Origin of the sequence: Kaistia nematophila (genome assembly GCF_026343855.1) — a bacterium.
GTDB classification, from domain to species: Bacteria; Pseudomonadota; Alphaproteobacteria; order Rhizobiales; family Kaistiaceae; genus Kaistia; species Kaistia nematophila.
This window is the reverse complement of the sequence record NZ_JAPKNK010000005.1, coordinates 269,749-287,200: the sequence shown is the minus strand read 5'-3', so window position 1 is coordinate 287,200 and position 17,452 is coordinate 269,749. Positions and strand designations below refer to the sequence as shown.

The following is a 17,452-nucleotide window of genomic DNA, read 5'->3' as shown; positions in this document are numbered from 1 at the left end:
CCGCAGGGGCGCGCTGACGCGCGCCTCGGCGAACCTCCGCTCCCGCCCGAAATCGGATGCCCCCGAGGCCGTATTGACAAGCGTCGGCCCTCCGTTACAGTTCAAGTGCACAAAACATAGTTCTGCATAACAGAACACCTTCCAGAACCGAACGGAGATCCTCATGTCCTGCCTGAGAAGCCGCATGCTCGCGGTAATCGGATCCGCGCTGCTTGCCGGCGTTTGCGGCGCAGCCACATCGGCGCATGCCGGCGGCATCACCGTGCCGGACGGCGCGAAGAGCCGCACCATGCCCTGGGGCGAGTTCAAGCTTGCTCCGCGCATCGTCAAGAAGCTCGAGGCGGGCGAGACCGCCAACATCGTGGTCGGCATCGAGGGCACCGGCCTGCCAATCCAGGGCGCGGAAATGCGCATCGGCACCAAGAAGGGCTGCGAGAACGCCAACAAGGCGCTTTCGGCCGAGTGCCGCATGGTCGGCCCGGTCAATCCCGATACCGCCAAGCAGCTTTCCGAGCTGGAGACGCTACTGAATTCCGGCCAGGTCGACTGCCTGGCGCTGCAGCCGCCGCTGCCAAACCAGTTCACCGGCATCATCAATAAATATGCCGACGCCGGCATTCCGGTGTTCACGCTGAACATCGACGCGCCGAAGGCCAGGCGCTTCGCCTTCTACGCCCTGAACGAGGTCCAGGCCGGCAAGATCAACGGCGAGACGACCGCCCGGCTGATCAAGGAAAAGGGCGTTCAGGTCAACAAGATCGCCATGGGCAGCGGCGCTCCCGACCAGCCCTGGGCGCAGGCGCGCATGGAAGGCTTCATGGAAGGCTACAAGTCGGTCTTCCCGGACGCGAAGTTCTTCAACGACGTGAAGAGCGGCATCCCGACCGGCAAGAACTTCACGACGCAGGAAGTGCTGAACTCGGTCACGCCGTTCCTGACCGCCAACCCCGACGTCACCTTGTTCTTCCACACCGACCAGGGCATCGAGGGCGTCGGCAACGTCATCCGCAACCTGAAGCTCAACGGCAAGGTGTACGCTTCCGGCTTCAACGTCAGCGGCGCCATCCTCGACTCCATCGGCGAGGGCACGACGCTCGTCACGATCGACCAGGGCTTCGACAACCAGGCCCAGGCTCCCGTCGAGCAGTGCGCCCAGTTCCTGGCCAAGGGCGAGACGCCGGCCGATCCGATGCAGTTCCTGCGCCCGATCGTCATCACCCAGGCCGGTGGCGAGAACGAACTGACCGTGGACGCAGGCCGCGAGCGCCTCAAGGCCGCCCGCTAGCCTCCAGCGCCGACATGGCGGCGCGGCGATCCAGCATCTCCGCGCCGTTTTCGCCTGTCCCCTGACTCTGCCGTCCCGGAGCCACCATGACCCAATCCGCCCTTGCCCTCCTGGGGCAGCAAAAAGTCCTGAACAGCCTGCGAACCCTCGGCCTGGCGCTGGCAATCCTTCTCATCGCCGCCATCGTCCAGTCGCAGCGCTCGGCCTTTCTCAGCCCGGAGAACATGCTGACGCTGGTCCGCTCCATGGTGGCGCTCGGCATGGTGGCGTTCGCCCAGATGCTGGTGATCCTGCTCGGCGAGATCGACCTTTCCGTCGGCGCCGTCTACGGACTGGCCGGCACGGTGACGGCGACGCTCTGGCTCGGCGGCGGCAGCCTGCCCTTCACGACGTCCCTGCTGGTCGCGCTCGCCGCCGGCCTCGGCGTCGCCCTGCTGACCGGCCTGCTCAACGGCTTCCTGACCGTGCGCGCCGGCCTGCCCTCCTTCATCACCACGCTCGGCATGCTGAACGTCGCCGACGGCCTGTCGCTCCTGATCAGCAACGCGACCACCTTCACGCCGGCCTATAACGACCCGCTGCCGCCGGAGTGGGAGCTTTCGTTCTTCCACGGCCTCGGCGGCGCGCTGATGGCCTACAACATTCCCGTCGAGACGCTCTGGCTGGTCGGCGCCTTCATCCTGTTCTGGATCCTGCGCCACCGCACCGTCTTCGGCTTCCGCCTGATGGCGATGGGCGGCAATGCCGAGGCGGCGCGGGTCGCCCGACTGCCCCTCAAGAAGTACAAATATGTCGTCTTCATCCTGAGCGCGCTGATGGCGGGCCTCGCCGGCATCCTCGACTTCTCCTATGTCGGCTCGGTCGGCCCGACCCAGTCCAGCTCGCTGTCCTTCCAGGTCATCGCGGCGGTCGTCATCGGCGGCGCCAGCCTGAATGGCGGCCGCGGCACCATCCTCGGCACGCTTCTGGGCGTGATCCTGCTGGCGCTGCTCAACAACGGCCTCGCGCTTCTCGGCGTCTCCTCCTTCGTCCAGCTTCTCTTCATCGGCCTGGTGACGATCGGCGCGGTCTGGCTCGATCTTGTCTCGCAGAAGCTGATCCGCAGCGCCGGCCAGCGTTCGGTTCGCTCCGGCGCGGGGGCGTCGGCATGATCCGGCTCACCGGCAAGGGCATCACCAAGCGCTATGGCGCGACGCGAGCGCTGAACGGGCTCGACCTCGACATCTCGTCCGGCAGCATCATCGGCATCGCCGGCCCCAACGGGGCCGGCAAGAGCACGCTGATGCGCATGCTCGCCGGCGAGGAACAGGCGGATAGCGGCGACATCACCCTGCTCCGCCCGGACGGGCCGGTCGCCGATGTCTGGCGGCGCGTCGCCGTCGTGCACCAGGAGCCGCATGTCTGGCCGAACATGACCGTCGAGCAGAACCTCGCCGTCGGCCGCGAAGGAAACTGGTTCGGCCGCATCGCCGTCGATCCGGCGGCGGCCAAGGCGGTGCTGACCAGGCTCGGCATCGCCGCCTTCGCGCATTACGAACTGGCCGACCTGTCGCTCGCCGTGCAGCAGCGCGTCGAGATCGCCCGCGCCATGCTGAGCGACGCCGACGTCTATCTCTTCGACGAGCCGAACTCGGCGCTGACCGAACAGGAATCGGAAGCGCTGTTCACCACCATGGGCGAACTGGCAGCGGACGGCCGCATCGTCCTGTTGATCACGCATCGGCTGAACGACTTCGTCCGCTGCTGCGATCGCGTTCTGGTTCTCCGCGACGGCCGCATCAGCGCCGAGATCAACGGGGCGGAGATCAGCGAAACGGCGATCGCCGCGCATCTGACGGCGAGCCATGCCGGCGACAAGAAGCCGGAGGCCGTCCGCGCAAGCGCAAGAAGCGCGTCCGGCCAGGCTCTGTCGCCGGTCTGGCGGCTCAGCAACTGCGCCGACCGGCTCAACGCGTTTCGCGATATCTCGATGGACCTGATGCCCGGCCGCATCATCGCGCTTTCCGGCGTCGAGGGATCGGGGGCGCGCGAACTGGCGCAGGCGATCGGCGCCTTCCGCCCGATGTGCGAGGCGGACGGCCGCAGCCTGACGCCGCGCGGCCGCACCACCGTCTCCTATCTCGCGGCCAGCCGCCGGCACACGGTGTTCCACAATATGAGCGTCGGCGAGAACCTCGCAGCCCGGCTTGGACTCGGCGCGCTTGGCGGCGCCACGAAGCTGCTCGATCCCGCGCGGCTGGAAGCGCTCGCGCGCCAGGGCGTCGCCCGCTACCGGGTGAAGACGGGCAGCATCGAGCACCCGATCACGTCGCTCAGCGGCGGCAACCAGCAGAAGGTCGTGCTCGGCGCCTCGATGGAGGAGAACACCGACATCGTCGTGATCGAGGAGCCGACGCGCGGCGTCGACATCTCCAGCAAGGCCGACATCTACGAGCTGCTGCGCGACTTCGCCGCCCAGGGCCGCTCGGTCGTCGTCTTCTGCACCGAGGTGCAGGAGATCTTCGACGTCGCCGACGAGGTGGTGGTGCTGGCCCGCGGCCGGATCGTCGGACGCATCGACATGGCGACGATCGACGACATCCCTGCGCTCGGCGAACAACTGGCGCGGTTCGAGAGCCTGCCGGACGCCACCGTTTCGTCCGGCCCGGCCGCGATCGGCGGCAAGCTCACCGCCGGGGCGCTGGGCTGACCCGGCGCGCCCCGCAGCAAGTGGCGCGGCCGACGCCTAGTCGGCCGTCGCGTCGGCGAGGAAATCCGCCATCTCGGCATGATAGAACACCTTGGTGCGCGGGCCGGTCTGGATCGGCTCCAGCAGGCTGACGCATTTCTGGTAATGCGGCGTGCGGCGGTGTTCCTCGAGCGCGGCTTCCGACCTGAAGACTTCGTAGATCAGGAACTTGTTGGCGTCGTCCGGGTCGCGCAACACGTCGAAGCGCAGATTGCCCGGCTCCTGGCGCGTGCCTTCGTAGTTGATGCGGAAGGCCTCGAGAAAATCGTCGGCATGGCCCGGCTTGACCATGATGGTCACCATCTGGATGAGCATTTTCACTCCTTTGCAAACAGGTCGTCGCCACGCCAGGAGCGCGGCGAAATCGCGAAATCAGAGGCCGGGCGCCTTCCACATCGACGTGGTGATGCCCTCGTCGACGAGCTGCCGCTGCAAGGCATAGGCCCGCGCCCAGCGCTCGCCGGCGTCGTCATAGATCGCCTTGTGGGCCGCTTCCGGCTCGAAATGCCGGTCCCAGCGCACCCAGTTTTCGGCGGCGGAAACAAAGTCGCGCTGCAGGCCGGCGCCGATCGCGGCGGCGGCGGCGCAGCCGAGCGCGGTCGCCTCCTTGACCACCGGCGTCACCACCGGCAGGCCGGTCGCGCTCGACAGGATCTGCGCCCAGTGGGCCGATTTGGCCGCGCCGGCCGCGAAGACAATCTGCTTCGGCGTCACGCCGGAGAGCTTGAAGATGGCGGCGAGATTACGCGCCGCGACGATCGCCGCATTCTCCTGCAGGGCGCGGAAGATCGCCGCCTTGCCGGATTTTTCCGGATCGATCGAGAGGTTCAGAAGCGACGGCGCCGCGTGGTACCACTTGCCGTAGCGCATCACGTCGGAGAACACCGGGATGATGCCATAGGCGCCGGGCGGGACATGCGCCGACTGCGCCTCGAGCAGCGAATAGGCATCGCCGCCGCCGGCGTTGGCCGCCGCCACCTCGGCCGCGCCGAAGCTGTCGCGGAACCAGCGCATGACGATGCCGACGAAGAAGCTGATCGCCTCCGCCTGGTTGAGGCCGTCGACGACATGCGGATTGATGCGGAGGTTCATGGAGGGATCGGTCAGCGTCTGGTCGACATTGACGATCTGCTGCCAGAACGTGCCGCCGAGCACCGCGCAATCGCCCTTGTTGACGACGCCGAGGCCGGCCGTGCCGATCTGGCAGTCGCCGCCGCCGGCGACGACCCGCGTGCCGGCCTGGAGCCCGGTCGCCTCGGCGGCGGCGGCGGTGACATGGCCGATCACCACGCCGGGCTCGACCGTCTCGGGGAAGATGTCGTCGCGCATACCCGCCCAGCGCATCGCCTCCGGCAGCCAGCGCCGCTCGCGCAAATCGAGCAGGCCGGTGGTGCCGGCATTGGACGGTTCGCTGACGAGGACGCCGGAGAGGCGCGCCAGCACCCAGTCCGACAGCATGCTGATCCGGTGCATGCGGTCGTAGACGTCAGGCAGATTGCGCTTCAGCCAGAGCAGGCGCGGCAGCGCGCCGAGCGCAAAGGTCTGGCCGGAATGCTGGTAGAGCTTCGCCTCCAGCTCGGGAAATTCCTGCTTCAGCTCGCGTACTTCGCTGTTCGAGCGGCTGTCGACATTGGCGCAGGCCCAGATTTCCCGGCCCTCGGCGTCATAGACGACGAGCGCCTCGCGCATGCTGGTGGCGCTGACGGCGGCGATGTCGGCGGCCGAGATGCCGGCGCTCGAAATCCCCTGGCGGATGGCGCGGGCGAGATGGGCCCAGTTGCCCTCGACGTCGAAATCCATCGAGCCGTCGAAGCGCGGATCAGGCTTGTGCCACCACTCGTGCTGGGCGGCGGCGATCTGGTTGCCGGCCGCGTCGAAGACGACCGCGCGGCCGCTTCCCGTCCCGGCGTCGACCGCCAGAAGATATGTCCCCGCCATAACCCTCTCCCTAGTCCTTGAGGTCCATCAGACCCAGCGCCGTCGTTTCATCCGTGATCAGGATGCCGACGAACTTCCCCTTGAGCGCGGCATGGATCGCCGGCACCTTTTCGAGGCCCCCGGCTGCCGCGACGACCTTTTCCGCCCGCGACAGCGCGGCGAGCTTCACGCCGATGACCCGGTCGTGCAGCTGCAGATCCAGCACTTCGCCCTTGTCGTTGAAGAACTGGCAGAGGATGTCGCCGACCGCGCCCTTGCGGCGCAGCGGCTCGACCTCGTCCGGCGTCACATAGCCGGAGCGCACCACGGTCGACGCGCCCGAAAGCTCGCCGATGCCGACCAGCTGGTAGGAGGCGTTCAGCGCCATATCGAGCAGGTTGGCGACGGCGGGCTCGGAGGAAAGGTTCTTGGCGACGTCGGGGTCGCGCACCACCAGCGGGGCCGGCACGAGATGGACGCTGCTGCCCCAGTTGGCCGTGCGCATGCCGTCGACATAGGTGCCGACGCCGCCGGTCAGGCTGACGAGGCCGATATTGCGTTCATTGGCGAGATGGCCGAGGCGCTGGATGGCGTTGCTGACCGTGGCGCCCCAGCCGACGGCGAGCAGGTCGTCCGGCTGCAGACGCTGCATGAGGAACTGCGCCGCCGCCTGGCCGAGCCGATCGCTCGAACTCTGCTCCGGCAATTCGGGCACGACATAAGCTTCGAGCAGGCCATAACGGCTCTTGATCTCGCGCTCGAGCGACAGGCAACCCTGATAGCGCGAATTGATGCGGACCTGGATGATGCCGGATCGCCGGCCGCTCTCGAGCAGGCGCGAGACCTTGATCCGCGACATGTTCAGCTTTTCGCCGATCTCGTTCTGCGTCAGGCCGTCATTGTAATAGTACCAGGCGATGCGCGTGAGGATCTCCTCGTCGGCATCGCCATAGCTCCACTCGTTGCTGTCCAAGGCCATCCGCCGAGCTTCCCTTCTCGCGACTTGTGATCACATCGATATCGTAAAAACATTTGATACGTCAACCGCGCAAGCCCGGCCTGCGTTTGGAAGCCGGCACAACCGCCAGAAATCCAATAAAATCCTTATATTGCACCGCAATATCGAGACCGCATCGCGATATTGCCAGATCTGACCATATTGACGCCCCTCGAATCTTGTGATCACTTGAAAGCAACAAGAGACATCTGAACAGGTGCGGAATGACTGCGGACACAGCGGCCGGGAGGGCTGCACAGCTCACCGGCATATGGAAATCCTACGGTCCCGTTCCGGTCCTGAAGGGGGTTTCGCTCGCCTTGCAGAAGGGCGAGGTGCATGCGCTGCTCGGCGGCAACGGCGCCGGCAAATCCACCCTGATGAAGATCATGTCCGGCCTCGTGCCGGCCAATGCCGGCTCGATCGAGATCAATGGCGAGAAGCTCACCCATGCCTCGCCGGCGCTGGCGCAGCAGCTCGGCCTCTATCTGGTGCCGCAGGAAGCGCACATCCTCGGCAACCAGTCGGTGCTGGAGAACATCTGTCTCGGCCTGCGCCCGTCGCCGCGCGCGCTGCGCAAGCGGGTCGAGCAGCTGATCGCCGAACTCTCCGTCACCCTCGACCTCGACGCGCAGGCGGCGACACTGGAAATCGCCGAGCGCCAGATCGTCGAGATCCTGCGCGGCCTGATCCGCGAAGCGCGCGTGCTGATCCTCGACGAGCCGACCTCGGCGCTGACGCCCTTCGAGGTGCACGCCCTCTTCCAGCGCGTCCGCAAGCTGCAGGCCCAGGGCGTCGGCATCTTCTTCATCTCGCACAAGCTGCGCGAGATCCGCGAGATCTGCGGCACGATCAGCGTGCTGCGCGACGGCGCGGTGGTCCTGAGCGGCCCGCTCGATGGCTACAGCGACGCCGAGATCATCGACGCGATGAGCCGCGTCGCCACGGGCGCCACGCCGGTCGTCGCCGCGAAGTCCGGCCGCGACGACGGCGCCGTGCGCCTCTCGGTGCGCAAGCTGAGCGGCGAAGGGTTTCGCGATATCAGCCTTGATGTGCGTGCCGGCGAAGTGCTGGGCCTTGCCGGCGTCGTCGGCGCCGGCCGCACCGAATTCTCCGAAACCCTGTTCGGCCTGCGCCGCCAGAGCGGCGGCTCGGTCACACTCGACGGCGTCGAGCTTTCGAACCGCTCGCCGCGCCGCTGCATCGACGCCGGCCTCGTGTACCTGCCGGAAGACCGCCAGCAGAACGGCCTGTTCCTCGATGCGCCGCTCTACTGGAACACCTCGTCCTACCTGATCCACCGCCTGCCCTTCCTGCTGCGGCCCGGCCGCGAGCGCGGCCTCTTCAACGGCTTCCGCCAGAGCATGGGCATCAAGTGCACCGGCCCCGGCCAAGCGGCCAAGGCGCTTTCCGGCGGCAATCAGCAGAAGGTGCTGATGTCGAAATGCCTGTCGGCGAAACCCAAGGTGCTCGTGCTCGACGAACCGACGCGCGGCGTCGACGTGGCGGCGCGCAACGACATCTACGCGCTGATCCGGCAGCTGGCCGCCGACGGCGTCGCCGTCATCCTGATCTCGTCCGATTTCGACGAGATCGAGCTGCTCGCCGACCGCGTCACCGTCATGGCCTTCGGCCAGCTCGGCGGCGAACTCACCGACAAGATCAGCGTCGACGCGATTGCCCGCCTGGCATTCGGCGCGGGGGAGCAGGCCCATGCTTAACATCATCGCCCGCAACCGCGTCATCATGCTGGTGCTGGTGATGGCCGTCGCCTGCCTGGCGCTCGGCTTCGCCGCGCCCGGCTATCTCTCGGCCGCCACCGCCTCGGTGATCCTGTCGAACAGCCTCGTGCTGCTCCTGATCTCGCTCGGCACGATGCTTGTCATCCTGACGCGCAACATCGACGTCTCCAGCGGCTCGATCCTGGGCTTGAGCGCCGCGACGCTCGGCCTGTCGCTCAATGCCGGCGTCAGCCTGCCGCTCGCCATCGCGCTCTGCATCCTGACCGGCATCGTTGCCGGCGCGGTGAACGGCCTGCTCGTCGCCTATCTCCGCATCCCCTCGATCGTCGCCACCCTCGGCACGCTCGGCCTCTATCGCGGCATCATGCTGATCCAGACCGGCGGCCGCTGGATCGAGGACCTGCCGCAGGATCTGAAGGCGCTCGCCGGCAGCATCGGCTTCGGCATCTCGATCCTGACCGTCACCGTGCTGGCGCTGTTCGCCATCGCCTGGTTCTTCCTGCGCCGCACCCGCTTCGGCCGCTATTTCTACGCTGTCGGCGACAACCGCGAGGCGGCGCGTCATCTCGGCGTGCCGGTCCGGCGCGTGCAGTTCACCGCCTTCGTCGCATCGGGCGCCTGCGCGGCGATCGCCGGCCTGATCTTCGCGGCGCAGATCGGCTTCATCCCCAACCAGGCCGGCAACGGCATCGAGCTGAAGGCGATCGCCGTCAACGTGCTCGGTGGCGTCAGCCTGCTCGGCGGCAGCGGCTCGGTCGCCGGCGTCTTCACCGCCGCGATCTTCCTGACCTCGATCGACAGCGCGCTCGTCTTCCTGAAGATCCCGGCGTTCTGGAACGACTTCATCGCCGGCGCGATCCTGCTGATCGTGCTGCTGCTCGACGGCCGCATCCGGCTCCTGATCGACCGGCGCATCCGCGCCCGCCGCTACGCCGTCCATGCCCGCGCGCCGCACAGCGCCGAGGCGCCCGGAAACCCGGCCGACAAGATCGCCGACAAGACCCTGCTGGCGGAGGCAAGCCGATGAAAAACCTGTTCTTCCGCTGGGAAGCGGCGCTGTTCCTGATGCTCGTCGCCGAGCTCGCCGTGTTCGGCTTCATCAACCCGCGCTTCCTCAACGTCGGCAACCTGATCTACGGCACGTCCGACTTCGTCCAGATCGGCATCGTCGCGCTGCCGCTGACGCTCGTCATCATCGCCGGCGGCATCGACGTCTCCTTCGCCTCCGCGATCGGCCTCTGCGCCATCGTCTTCGGCGTCTCCAACTTCTTCGGCCTGCCGCTGCCGCTGGCGATCGGCTTGGCGCTCGTCGCCGGCGCCCTCGCCGGCCTGCTCAACGCCACGGTCATCCATCTGTCGAAAATCCAGCCGCTCGTCGTCACGCTTGGCAGCCTCTATCTGTTCCAGGGCGCCGCCACGGTGCTGTCCGGCGTCGTCGGCGCCGGCGGCTATGAGGGCATCGGCAACTTCCCCGCCAGCTTCACCGCGTTCGGCTATGCCGAGTTCCTCGGCCTGCCGGCGCCGCTCGCCGTCTTCCTCGGCCTCGCCGCCGTGCTGGTCGTGCTGCTGCACTTCACCCGTTTCGGCCGCGCCGTGTTCCTGATCGGCCAGTCGGCCGAAGCCGCGCGCTATTCGGGCCTGTCGGTCGCGACGACCCAGACCATCACCTATGTGATCACCGGCGTCTGCGCCGCGATCGCGGGCCTGGTCATGTCGGCCTATTTCGGCTCGGCCCGCGTCGATCTCGGCGCCTCGACCCTGCTGCCGGCCGTCACCGCGGCGGTGCTCGGCGGCGCGTCGATCTATGGCGGCCAGGGTTCGATCCTCGGCACGCTGCTCGCGACGTTCGTCATCGGCTACCTGCAGCAGGGCCTGCAGGCGAGCGGGGTACCAAGCCAGATTTCCAGCGCGCTTTCGGGAGGTTTGCTGGTTGCGGCGGTCGCATTGCGCCACGGGAGCGCGCTGCTGGCCGATTTCATCGCTGTCGCCCGACAGAAACGAAACGATCAGGCGACGGCCTTTTGAGGAGGAAACGACAATGACGATGAAATTCCTGAAGTCCGGACTGATGGCGGCAACGCTACTCGCGGGCACCATGCTCGCCTCGGGCGCGGCGCAGGCCGAATCCCAGATCGCCTTCATTCCGAAGCTGGTCGGCGTCGGCTTCTTCACCAGCGGCGGCGCCGGTGCGGTCAAGGCCGGCGAGGAAGTCGGCGCCAAGGTCACCTATGACGGCCCGACCGAGCCGAGCGTCTCCGCCCAGGTCCAGTTCATCAACAACTACGTCAACCAGGGCTACAACGCGATCGTCGTGTCGTCGGTGTCGCCCGACGGTCTCTGCCCGGCGCTGAAGCGCGCCATGGATCGCGGCGTGCTGGTCATGACCTGGGACAGCGACGTCAACCCGGACTGCCGCAGCTACTACATCAACCAGGGCACCCCGGACCAGCTCGGCGGCCTGCTGGTCGACATGGCGAAGGAAGGCGTGACCAAGGAGAAGGCCAAGGTGGCGTTCTTCTATTCGAGCCCGACCGTGACCGACCAGAACGCATGGGCGGAAGCCGCCAAGGCGAAGATCGCCAAGGAGCATCCGGGCTGGGAGATCGTCACCACCCAGTACGGCTACAATGACGCGCAGAAGTCGCTGCAGACGGCCGAAAGCATCCTGCAGACCTACCCCGACCTCGACATCATCATCGCGCCGGACGCCAATGCGCTGCCGGCCGCAGCCCAGGCGGCGGAAAACCTGAAGCGCGCCGATGGCGTCAACATCGTCGGCTTCTCGACCCCCAATGTCATGCGCCCCTATGTCGAGCGCGGCACGATCAAGCGCTTCGGCCTCTGGGACGTCACCCAGCAGGGCAAGATCTCGATCCATGTCGCCGAGCACGTGCTGAAGAACGGCAAGATGAAGGTCGGCGACAAGCTCGACATTCCGGGCGTCGGCACGATCGAAGTCTCGCCGAACAGCGTCCAGGGCTATGACTACGAGGCCGACGGCAACGGCATCGTGCTGCTGCCCGAGCGGACCGTGTTCACCAAGGAAAACATCGGCAACTTCGACTTCTAGTTCGCGAAGCCAATACGGGCGGCTCCAGTCGGAGCCGCCCGATCCATTTTCCCAAAACAAACGGATCCAGACCCATGCAAAGCCGCTGGAACGGCGACGAGGCCAATCGTTTCATCCAGGCAGCCCTTGCCGCCGGCCAGAGCGAAGCGCTCGGGCTGCGCATCTACACCTCGCGCATCATCGGCCAGGATCCGGATCTCGTGCTGCATGGCGGCGGCAATACCTCGGCCAAGGTGACGGCCGAGGACGGCAGCGAGATCATGCACATCAAGGGCAGCGGCTGGGATCTCGACACGATCGAGGCGCCGGGCCTGCCGGCCGTGCGGATGGAGCCGCTGCTCGCGGCGCGCGACGGCGGCAAGCTCTCCGACCCCGAGATGGTCGCGCTGCTGCGCTCCGCCCTGCTCGACGCGGCTTCGCCCAATCCTTCCGTCGAGGCACTGCTGCACGGTTTCCTGCCGTTCCGCTTCGTCGACCATACCCATGCGACGGCGGCCCTGGCGCTCGCCAACCAGCCCGATATGCAGGAGACCGTGAAGCGCGTCTATGGCGACCGCCTCGCCTGGGTGCCCTATGTCATGCCCGGCTTCGACCTCTCGATCGAGGGCGACAAGGTCTATCGCGCCCATCCCGGCTGCGAGGGGCTCTGGCTCGAGAACCACGGCCTGTTCAGCTTCGCCGACACGGCCGAGGCGTCCTATGAGCTGATGATCGAATTCGCCACCCTGGCCGAGCAGGAACTCGCCCGCGCCGGCGTGACGCTGGAAGGCCCGCAGCAGAGCGACCAGCAGGCCGACCCGGCCCTGGTCGAGCGGCTCACCACCGCCCTCACCCGCGCCGGCTCGCCCTTCGCCAAGGGCCTTTCGCTCGACTACCGTTCGACGCCGGCGATCCGCCGCCACGTGTCGAAGCCCGATGTCGCTGATATCGCGCTGCGCGGCACCGTCACGCCCGACCACGTCATCCGCATCAAGCCGTTCCCGCTGATCATCGATGCCGGCGCTTCGGAAGCCGACATCGACAGGGCGCTGGCCGGCTATATCGAGCGCTACACCGCCTATTTCGAGCGCAACGCCGCCAAGGCGAGCGAACCGAAGACAATGCTCGACGCCTATCCGCGTGTCGTTCTGGTGCGCGGCGAAGGCATGTTCGGCCTCGGCAGCAATGCCAAGGCAGCGAAAATCGCCGGCGACCTGATCGAACAGTCGACCCGCGTCATGAACGCCGCCGAAGCCTATGGCCGCTTCACGCCGATCTCGGAGGCGGACCTGTTCGACATGGAATACTGGTCGCTCGAGCAGGCGAAGCTGAAGTCGGCCTGACGCAGACTGAGATCGTGGACGTCTCGCGACGTCCACGATCGTAGGCCGGCCTCAGGCTCGCTATCCAGCGGCGAGCGCCGACGCTTCCGCCGCGCGGACCTCGCCGGGCGTCCGCCATCGGCGCGCTCCACCCGCAAATCATCTGGGAGCGTCGGGGCGCCCCCGCGATCCCAGCCAAGCGCCGGGTACGCTCATGCTGGTTCCCGACGCCACAGGTCGAGCCCGGCATCCGACATGTGCATCATCGGGCCGAAAGAATGCGGCATATGCGGCTCGTCGATCGGCGGCGAGGCTCGCAACGAGGTCTCTGCCGGACCGATCTGGCCCACGCCGAGGGCGCAAGGCCCCGCCTCACCTCCATTGATGAAAAGCGGAACGCACAGCTCCGCCGGACCGCCATCCGACTTCCCTGCTCTTCCCGGTCTCGACCTGCCAGCGACCGCCACGTACCAGCCGCGCCAATCAAGCCCGCGATAGCGAAAGTGCGCGCCCCGCGCAGAGCACCGTCGGAAACGTTCCGCAACGGCTCCAGCAAAAGAATGCCATTCCTTTCAAACAACAGGCCGAAACCTAGAATGATCAGGTCTTCGACAAGACGTCGCGCCTCAAGGTTTCCTGACTGCGAGTCGAACAATGCTCAAAAGTATTCTGCCGGATCCGCCAGGTTTCCGGACCCGGTGCTTTGACGATTCGGACCACCCGACGATGCCGGGTGCGGCCGTAGACGCGGAAGCGTCGAATATCGATACAGCGACGCGGCGCGACAGGCTGATCATTTCGACCGAGCTCTGGAGCGGCCTGCACGTGCTCGGCGAACGCGCCGGCCGACATGTCGAACGCAAGGCAATCCCGGCGCGGCCCCGCTGACGGGCCGGACGATCCACGACAACCAGTTGACGGGCGCGACGCACACAGACGCCCGACCAAGGGAAGAACCAATATGCCGGCAACAGCCACACTCCCGATCCTCGATATCTCGCGCCTCGACAAGGGGCCGGCGGAGCGTGAGGCCTTCCTGTCCGAACTGCGCGACACGGCGCGCGAGGTCGGCTTCTTCTACCTGACCGGCCACGGCATTTCCGAAGACCTGACCCGCAGCATCGTCGCCGCCTCGCGCGATTTCTTCCGCCTTCCCGAGGCGGACAAGCTCGCCGTCGAGATGGTGAACTCGCCGCATTTTCGCGGCTATACCCGCGTCGGACTGGAGGTGACGCGCGGCCAGGCCGACTGGCGCGAGCAGATCGACTTCTCGTCCGAGCGGCCCGCCCTGCCGACCGGGCCGGGCATCCCGAACTGGGCGCGCCTGCAGGGCCCCAACCAGTGGCCGGCCTCGCAACCCGCGCTGAAGCCGCTCGTCGTCGAATGGCAGAACCAACTGACCCAGCTCGGCATCCGCGTTCTCGAAGCCTTCGCGATCGCGCTCGGCCAGCCGAAGGACGTCTTCGCGCCGATCTACGAGACGGCGCCGATCCAGCATCTGAAGCTGATCCGCTATCCCGGCCGCGACGCCACCGGCGGCGACCAGGGCGTCGGGGCGCACAAGGATGGCGGCTTCCTGACGCTGCTGCTGCAGGACGTGCAGGGCGGCCTGCAGGTCGAGGCCGACGACGGCAGCTGGATCGACGCGCCGCCGATCCCCGGCACCTTCATCGTCAATATCGGCGAAGTGCTGGAGATGGCCTCGAACGGCTATCTGCGCGCCACGGTCCACCGCGTCGTGACGCCGCCGGCCGGAAAGGACCGGCTCTCGGTCGCCTTCTTCCTGGGCGCGGCGCTCGACGCGACCATCCCGCTTCTCGAACTCGACCCCGAACTCGCCGCCGCCGCGCTCGGCCCCACCGCCGACCCGCAGAACCCGCTCTTCCGCGAGATCGGCCAGAACTATCTGAAGGGCCGTCTCCGCTCGCATCCCGACGTGGCGCAGCGCCACTACGCCGACCTGCTCGACCCGGCGGCCAAGCGCGAGCCCGCATCGGCCTACTGACCCCGCCCATCCCATCGGCATCCGGAGACGCACCATGACCTTCCAGCCGACGCAATTCGAGACCAAGCGCTTCGAAACCCTCTCCGTGCACGGCGGAGCCTATCGCGCCGATCCGGCGACCGGCGCCGTGGCCGTGCCGATCTACCAGTCGACCTCGTTCCAGTTCCAGGACACCGACCACGCCGACCGGCTCTTCGCGCTCGACGAGCTCGGCTACATCTACACCCGCGTCGGCAACCCGACGCAGGACGCGCTGGAGCAACGGATCGCGGCGATCGAGGGCGGCGTCGCCGCGCTCGCGCTGGCCTCGGGCCAGGCGGCGTCGGCCTATTCGATCCTCAACCTGACCCGGCCGGGCGACAACATCGTCTCCTCGACCGGGCTCTATGGCGGCACCTACGCGCTGTTCAACGCGACGCTGAAGAATCTCGGCGTCGAGACGCGCTTCGTCGATCCGTCCGATCCAGAGAATTTCCGCCGCGCCACCGACAGCCGCACCCGCGCCTATTATGCGGAATCGCTGCCCAATCCGCGGCTGGAAGTCTTCCCGATCGCCGAGGTCGCCGCGATCGGCCGCTCGCTCGGCGTGCCGCTGATCGTCGACAACACCGCCGCGCCGCTGACAATCCGTCCGTTCGACCATGGCGCGGCCGTCGTCGTCTATTCGGCGACCAAATATATCGGCGGCCACGGCACCACGATCGGCGGGCTGATCGTCGATGGCGGCAATTTCCCTTGGGCCGATCATCCCGAGCGCTTCCCCAACCTGCATGAGCCGGACCCGAGCCATCACGGCGCGACCTGGCTCGAGAAGGCGAAGCCGCTCGGCCCGATCGCCTATGTGCTGCGCACCCGCGCCGTGCTGCTGCGCGACATCGGCGCGGCGATCTCGCCCTTCGCCGCCTTCCAGTTCATCCAGGGGCTGGAGACGCTGCCGCTGCGCATCCGCCAGCACAATGAGAATGCCATCAAGGTGGCGAATTTCCTGAACGCGCATCCGAAGGTCGAGAAGGTGATCTTCCCCGGCCTGCAGAGCGGCATCGCCAAGGAACGGGGCGACCGCTACCTGAATGGCGGCAAGGGGGCGCTCGTCGGCTTCGAGGTCAAGGGCGGCCGCGACGCCGGACGCGCCTTCATCGATGCGCTCAGGCTCTTCTACCATGTCGCCAATATCGGCGATGCGCGCTCGCTCGCCATCCATCCCTCGACCACCACCCACTCGCAGCTTTCCGCCGAGGACCAGCTCTCGACCGGCGTCACGCCCGGCTATGTGCGCCTCTCGGTCGGCATCGAGCATCCCGACGACATCATCGCCGACCTCGCCCAGGCGCTCGATCGCGCCTGACACGCCATCCCTTTTCAGGAAGACGTCATGAGCATTCTCGACGGAAAGAAGCCTTCTCTGTTCGGTCGCCGCATCTCGCGACGCACGGCCCTGACCGGGGGCGGCGTGCTGGCCGGCACCGCCTTCCTCGGCGTCGCGCCGACGTTTTCGGCCCGCGCCGGCAACCGCACCAAGATCCGGCTCGCCTGGACCGAGTTCGCCGCCTGCCATTCGCCGATCGCCTTCGGCGTCGCCAAGGGCATCTATGACAAGCACGACCTCGACATCGAGCTGTTCTACCAGGGCGCCAGCGGCCAGACGCTGGTGCAGTCGCTGGCGACCGGCAAGGCCGATGCCGGCGCCGGCCTGCTGCTCGACTGGGTCAAGCCGCTGGAACAGGGGCTCGACGTCAAACTGTTCGTCGGCTCGCATGGCGGCTGCACGCGGCTGCTCGCCTCGAAGGCGTCCGGCATCACCACGCTGGAAGGGCTGAAGGGCAAGACCATCGTCAGCTACGATCCGGCCAGCCCGCCGAAGCATTCGTTCCAGATCGCGCTTGCCCGCGCCGGCATCGATCCCGAGCAGGACGTCAACTGGAAGGCGGTGCCGTTCGATCTCGTCGGCGCGACGGTCGATCGCGGCGAGGCGGAGGCGCTCGCCCATCTCGATCCCTGGGCCTATTCGCTGAAGAAGCAATACGACCTGGTCGAGATCGCCAACACCCAGACCGGCATCTTCGAGAACAAGGTCTGCTGCGTGCTCGGCGTCAACGGCCCGTTCCTGGAGGCGAACCGCGACGCCGTCCGCCGCCTGGCCGAAGCCAATATCGAGATCCACGAATATACCGGCAAGCACCCGGAGGAAGTGGCGAAGTGGTATCTCGAAAACCTCAAGCCCGACCTGGCGCTGGCCGATCTCTCCGACGATCTCGGCTCCTTCGTCTACCACATCCACCCGATCGGCCCCGAACTGGTCGAGCAGGTGAAATGGGCGGCCGAGGACCTGCAGCTGATCAAGGTGATCGACGCCTCGACCGATCCGGCCGAACTGGCGCAGCGCGTCACCGCCAACCTGCTCGCCTGA

14 protein-coding genes are annotated in these 17,452 nt (G+C 67.1%); 11 read left to right on the top strand and 3 right to left on the bottom strand.

Going from position 1 to position 17,452, the window contains the following annotated elements; all coding sequences use genetic code 11:
* Positions 1-163: 163 nt before the first annotated feature.
* The 3 genes from OSH07_RS14260 (at position 164) to OSH07_RS14250 (ending at position 3,974) form a co-directional block, all read left to right on the top strand.
* On the top strand, positions 164-1,285 hold the full coding sequence (locus OSH07_RS14260) for a substrate-binding domain-containing protein (RefSeq protein WP_266339330.1): 1,122 nt from the start codon (positions 164-166) through the stop codon (positions 1,283-1,285).
* A gap of 86 nt (positions 1,286-1,371) precedes the next feature.
* Entirely contained in the window at positions 1,372-2,436 is a 1,065-nt protein-coding gene (locus tag OSH07_RS14255; protein ID WP_266339329.1) for an ABC transporter permease, read from the top strand.
* Positions 2,433-3,974 (top strand): ATP-binding cassette domain-containing protein, encoded by a 1,542-nt coding sequence (locus OSH07_RS14250; RefSeq protein ID WP_266339328.1) that lies wholly within the window; start codon positions 2,433-2,435, stop codon positions 3,972-3,974. Before OSH07_RS14255 ends, OSH07_RS14250 begins: the two co-directional genes overlap by 4 nt.
* A gap of 36 nt (positions 3,975-4,010) precedes the next feature.
* Here the strand turns inward: OSH07_RS14250 and OSH07_RS14245 are convergent, their stop codons facing one another.
* Genes OSH07_RS14245 through OSH07_RS14235 form a run of 3 tightly spaced genes read right to left on the bottom strand, consistent with a single transcriptional unit; the run spans position 4,011 to position 6,909 of the window.
* A complete protein-coding gene (locus tag OSH07_RS14245; protein WP_266339327.1) occupies positions 4,011-4,328 on the bottom strand; it encodes an antibiotic biosynthesis monooxygenase in 318 nt (105 codons plus the stop codon).
* A 57-nt stretch (positions 4,329-4,385) separates the two neighbouring features.
* Positions 4,386-5,951, bottom strand: a complete 1,566-nt coding sequence (gene lsrK, locus OSH07_RS14240; RefSeq protein ID WP_266339326.1) for an autoinducer-2 kinase — start codon at positions 5,949-5,951, stop codon at positions 4,386-4,388.
* A 10-nt stretch (positions 5,952-5,961) separates the two neighbouring features.
* Positions 5,962-6,909 (bottom strand): sugar-binding transcriptional regulator, encoded by a 948-nt coding sequence (locus tag OSH07_RS14235; RefSeq protein ID WP_266339325.1) that lies wholly within the window; start codon positions 6,907-6,909, stop codon positions 5,962-5,964.
* A gap of 242 nt (positions 6,910-7,151) precedes the next feature.
* On the opposite strand from OSH07_RS14235, the gene lsrA reads away from it, so the two are divergent.
* The 8 genes from lsrA to OSH07_RS14195 all read left to right on the top strand — a co-directional run bounded on the left by lsrA (position 7,152) and on the right by OSH07_RS14195 (position 17,452).
* Entirely contained in the window at positions 7,152-8,648 is a 1,497-nt protein-coding gene (gene lsrA / locus OSH07_RS14230) for an autoinducer 2 ABC transporter ATP-binding protein LsrA (RefSeq protein ID WP_266339324.1), read from the top strand.
* Positions 8,641-9,696 (top strand): autoinducer 2 ABC transporter permease LsrC, encoded by a 1,056-nt coding sequence (gene lsrC / locus OSH07_RS14225; protein WP_266339323.1) that lies wholly within the window; start codon positions 8,641-8,643, stop codon positions 9,694-9,696. The genes lsrA and lsrC overlap by 8 nt, the downstream gene beginning before the upstream one ends.
* The gene (locus OSH07_RS14220; protein ID WP_266339322.1) at positions 9,693-10,694 is read left to right on the top strand and encodes an ABC transporter permease subunit; all 1,002 of its coding nucleotides are present in this window, start codon (positions 9,693-9,695) and stop codon (positions 10,692-10,694) included. The genes lsrC and OSH07_RS14220 overlap by 4 nt, the downstream gene beginning before the upstream one ends.
* A gap of 13 nt (positions 10,695-10,707) precedes the next feature.
* Positions 10,708-11,739 carry an autoinducer 2 ABC transporter substrate-binding protein LsrB gene (gene lsrB, locus OSH07_RS14215; protein WP_266339321.1) on the top strand — a complete coding sequence of 344 codons (1,032 nt, stop codon included), beginning with the start codon at positions 10,708-10,710 and terminating at the stop codon, positions 11,737-11,739.
* 74 nt (positions 11,740-11,813) lie between these two features.
* On the top strand, positions 11,814-13,061 hold the full coding sequence (locus tag OSH07_RS14210; protein ID WP_266339320.1) for a class II aldolase: 1,248 nt from the start codon (positions 11,814-11,816) through the stop codon (positions 13,059-13,061).
* Between the two features lie 940 nt (positions 13,062-14,001).
* Entirely contained in the window at positions 14,002-15,045 is a 1,044-nt protein-coding gene (locus tag OSH07_RS14205; RefSeq protein WP_266339319.1) for an isopenicillin N synthase family dioxygenase, read from the top strand.
* A 34-nt stretch (positions 15,046-15,079) separates the two neighbouring features.
* The gene (locus tag OSH07_RS14200) at positions 15,080-16,390 is read left to right on the top strand and encodes an O-acetylhomoserine aminocarboxypropyltransferase/cysteine synthase family protein (protein WP_266339318.1); all 1,311 of its coding nucleotides are present in this window, start codon (positions 15,080-15,082) and stop codon (positions 16,388-16,390) included.
* Between the two features lie 27 nt (positions 16,391-16,417).
* On the top strand, positions 16,418-17,452 hold the full coding sequence (locus OSH07_RS14195) for an ABC transporter substrate-binding protein (protein ID WP_266339317.1): 1,035 nt from the start codon (positions 16,418-16,420) through the stop codon (positions 17,450-17,452).

What these genes read in the sequence shown, in the direction of transcription:
- OSH07_RS14260 (WP_266339330.1), top strand. Translation starts at nt 164, where the DNA reads ATGTCCTGCCTGAGAAGCCGCATGCTCGCGGTAATCGGATCCGCGCTG.
- OSH07_RS14255 (WP_266339329.1), top strand. Translation starts at nt 1,372, where the DNA reads ATGACCCAATCCGCCCTTGCCCTCCTGGGGCAGCAAAAAGTCCTGAAC.
- OSH07_RS14250 (WP_266339328.1), top strand. Translation starts at nt 2,433, where the DNA reads ATGATCCGGCTCACCGGCAAGGGCATCACCAAGCGCTATGGCGCGACG.
- OSH07_RS14245 (WP_266339327.1), bottom strand. Translation starts at nt 4,328, where the DNA reads ATGCTCATCCAGATGGTGACCATCATGGTCAAGCCGGGCCATGCCGAC.
- lsrK (WP_266339326.1), bottom strand. Translation starts at nt 5,951, where the DNA reads ATGGCGGGGACATATCTTCTGGCGGTCGACGCCGGGACGGGAAGCGGC.
- OSH07_RS14235 (WP_266339325.1), bottom strand. Translation starts at nt 6,909, where the DNA reads ATGGCCTTGGACAGCAACGAGTGGAGCTATGGCGATGCCGACGAGGAG.
- lsrA (WP_266339324.1), top strand. Translation starts at nt 7,152, where the DNA reads ATGACTGCGGACACAGCGGCCGGGAGGGCTGCACAGCTCACCGGCATA.
- lsrC (WP_266339323.1), top strand. Translation starts at nt 8,641, where the DNA reads ATGCTTAACATCATCGCCCGCAACCGCGTCATCATGCTGGTGCTGGTG.
- OSH07_RS14220 (WP_266339322.1), top strand. Translation starts at nt 9,693, where the DNA reads ATGAAAAACCTGTTCTTCCGCTGGGAAGCGGCGCTGTTCCTGATGCTC.
- lsrB (WP_266339321.1), top strand. Translation starts at nt 10,708, where the DNA reads ATGACGATGAAATTCCTGAAGTCCGGACTGATGGCGGCAACGCTACTC.
- OSH07_RS14210 (WP_266339320.1), top strand. Translation starts at nt 11,814, where the DNA reads ATGCAAAGCCGCTGGAACGGCGACGAGGCCAATCGTTTCATCCAGGCA.
- OSH07_RS14205 (WP_266339319.1), top strand. Translation starts at nt 14,002, where the DNA reads ATGCCGGCAACAGCCACACTCCCGATCCTCGATATCTCGCGCCTCGAC.
- OSH07_RS14200 (WP_266339318.1), top strand. Translation starts at nt 15,080, where the DNA reads ATGACCTTCCAGCCGACGCAATTCGAGACCAAGCGCTTCGAAACCCTC.
- OSH07_RS14195 (WP_266339317.1), top strand. Translation starts at nt 16,418, where the DNA reads ATGAGCATTCTCGACGGAAAGAAGCCTTCTCTGTTCGGTCGCCGCATC.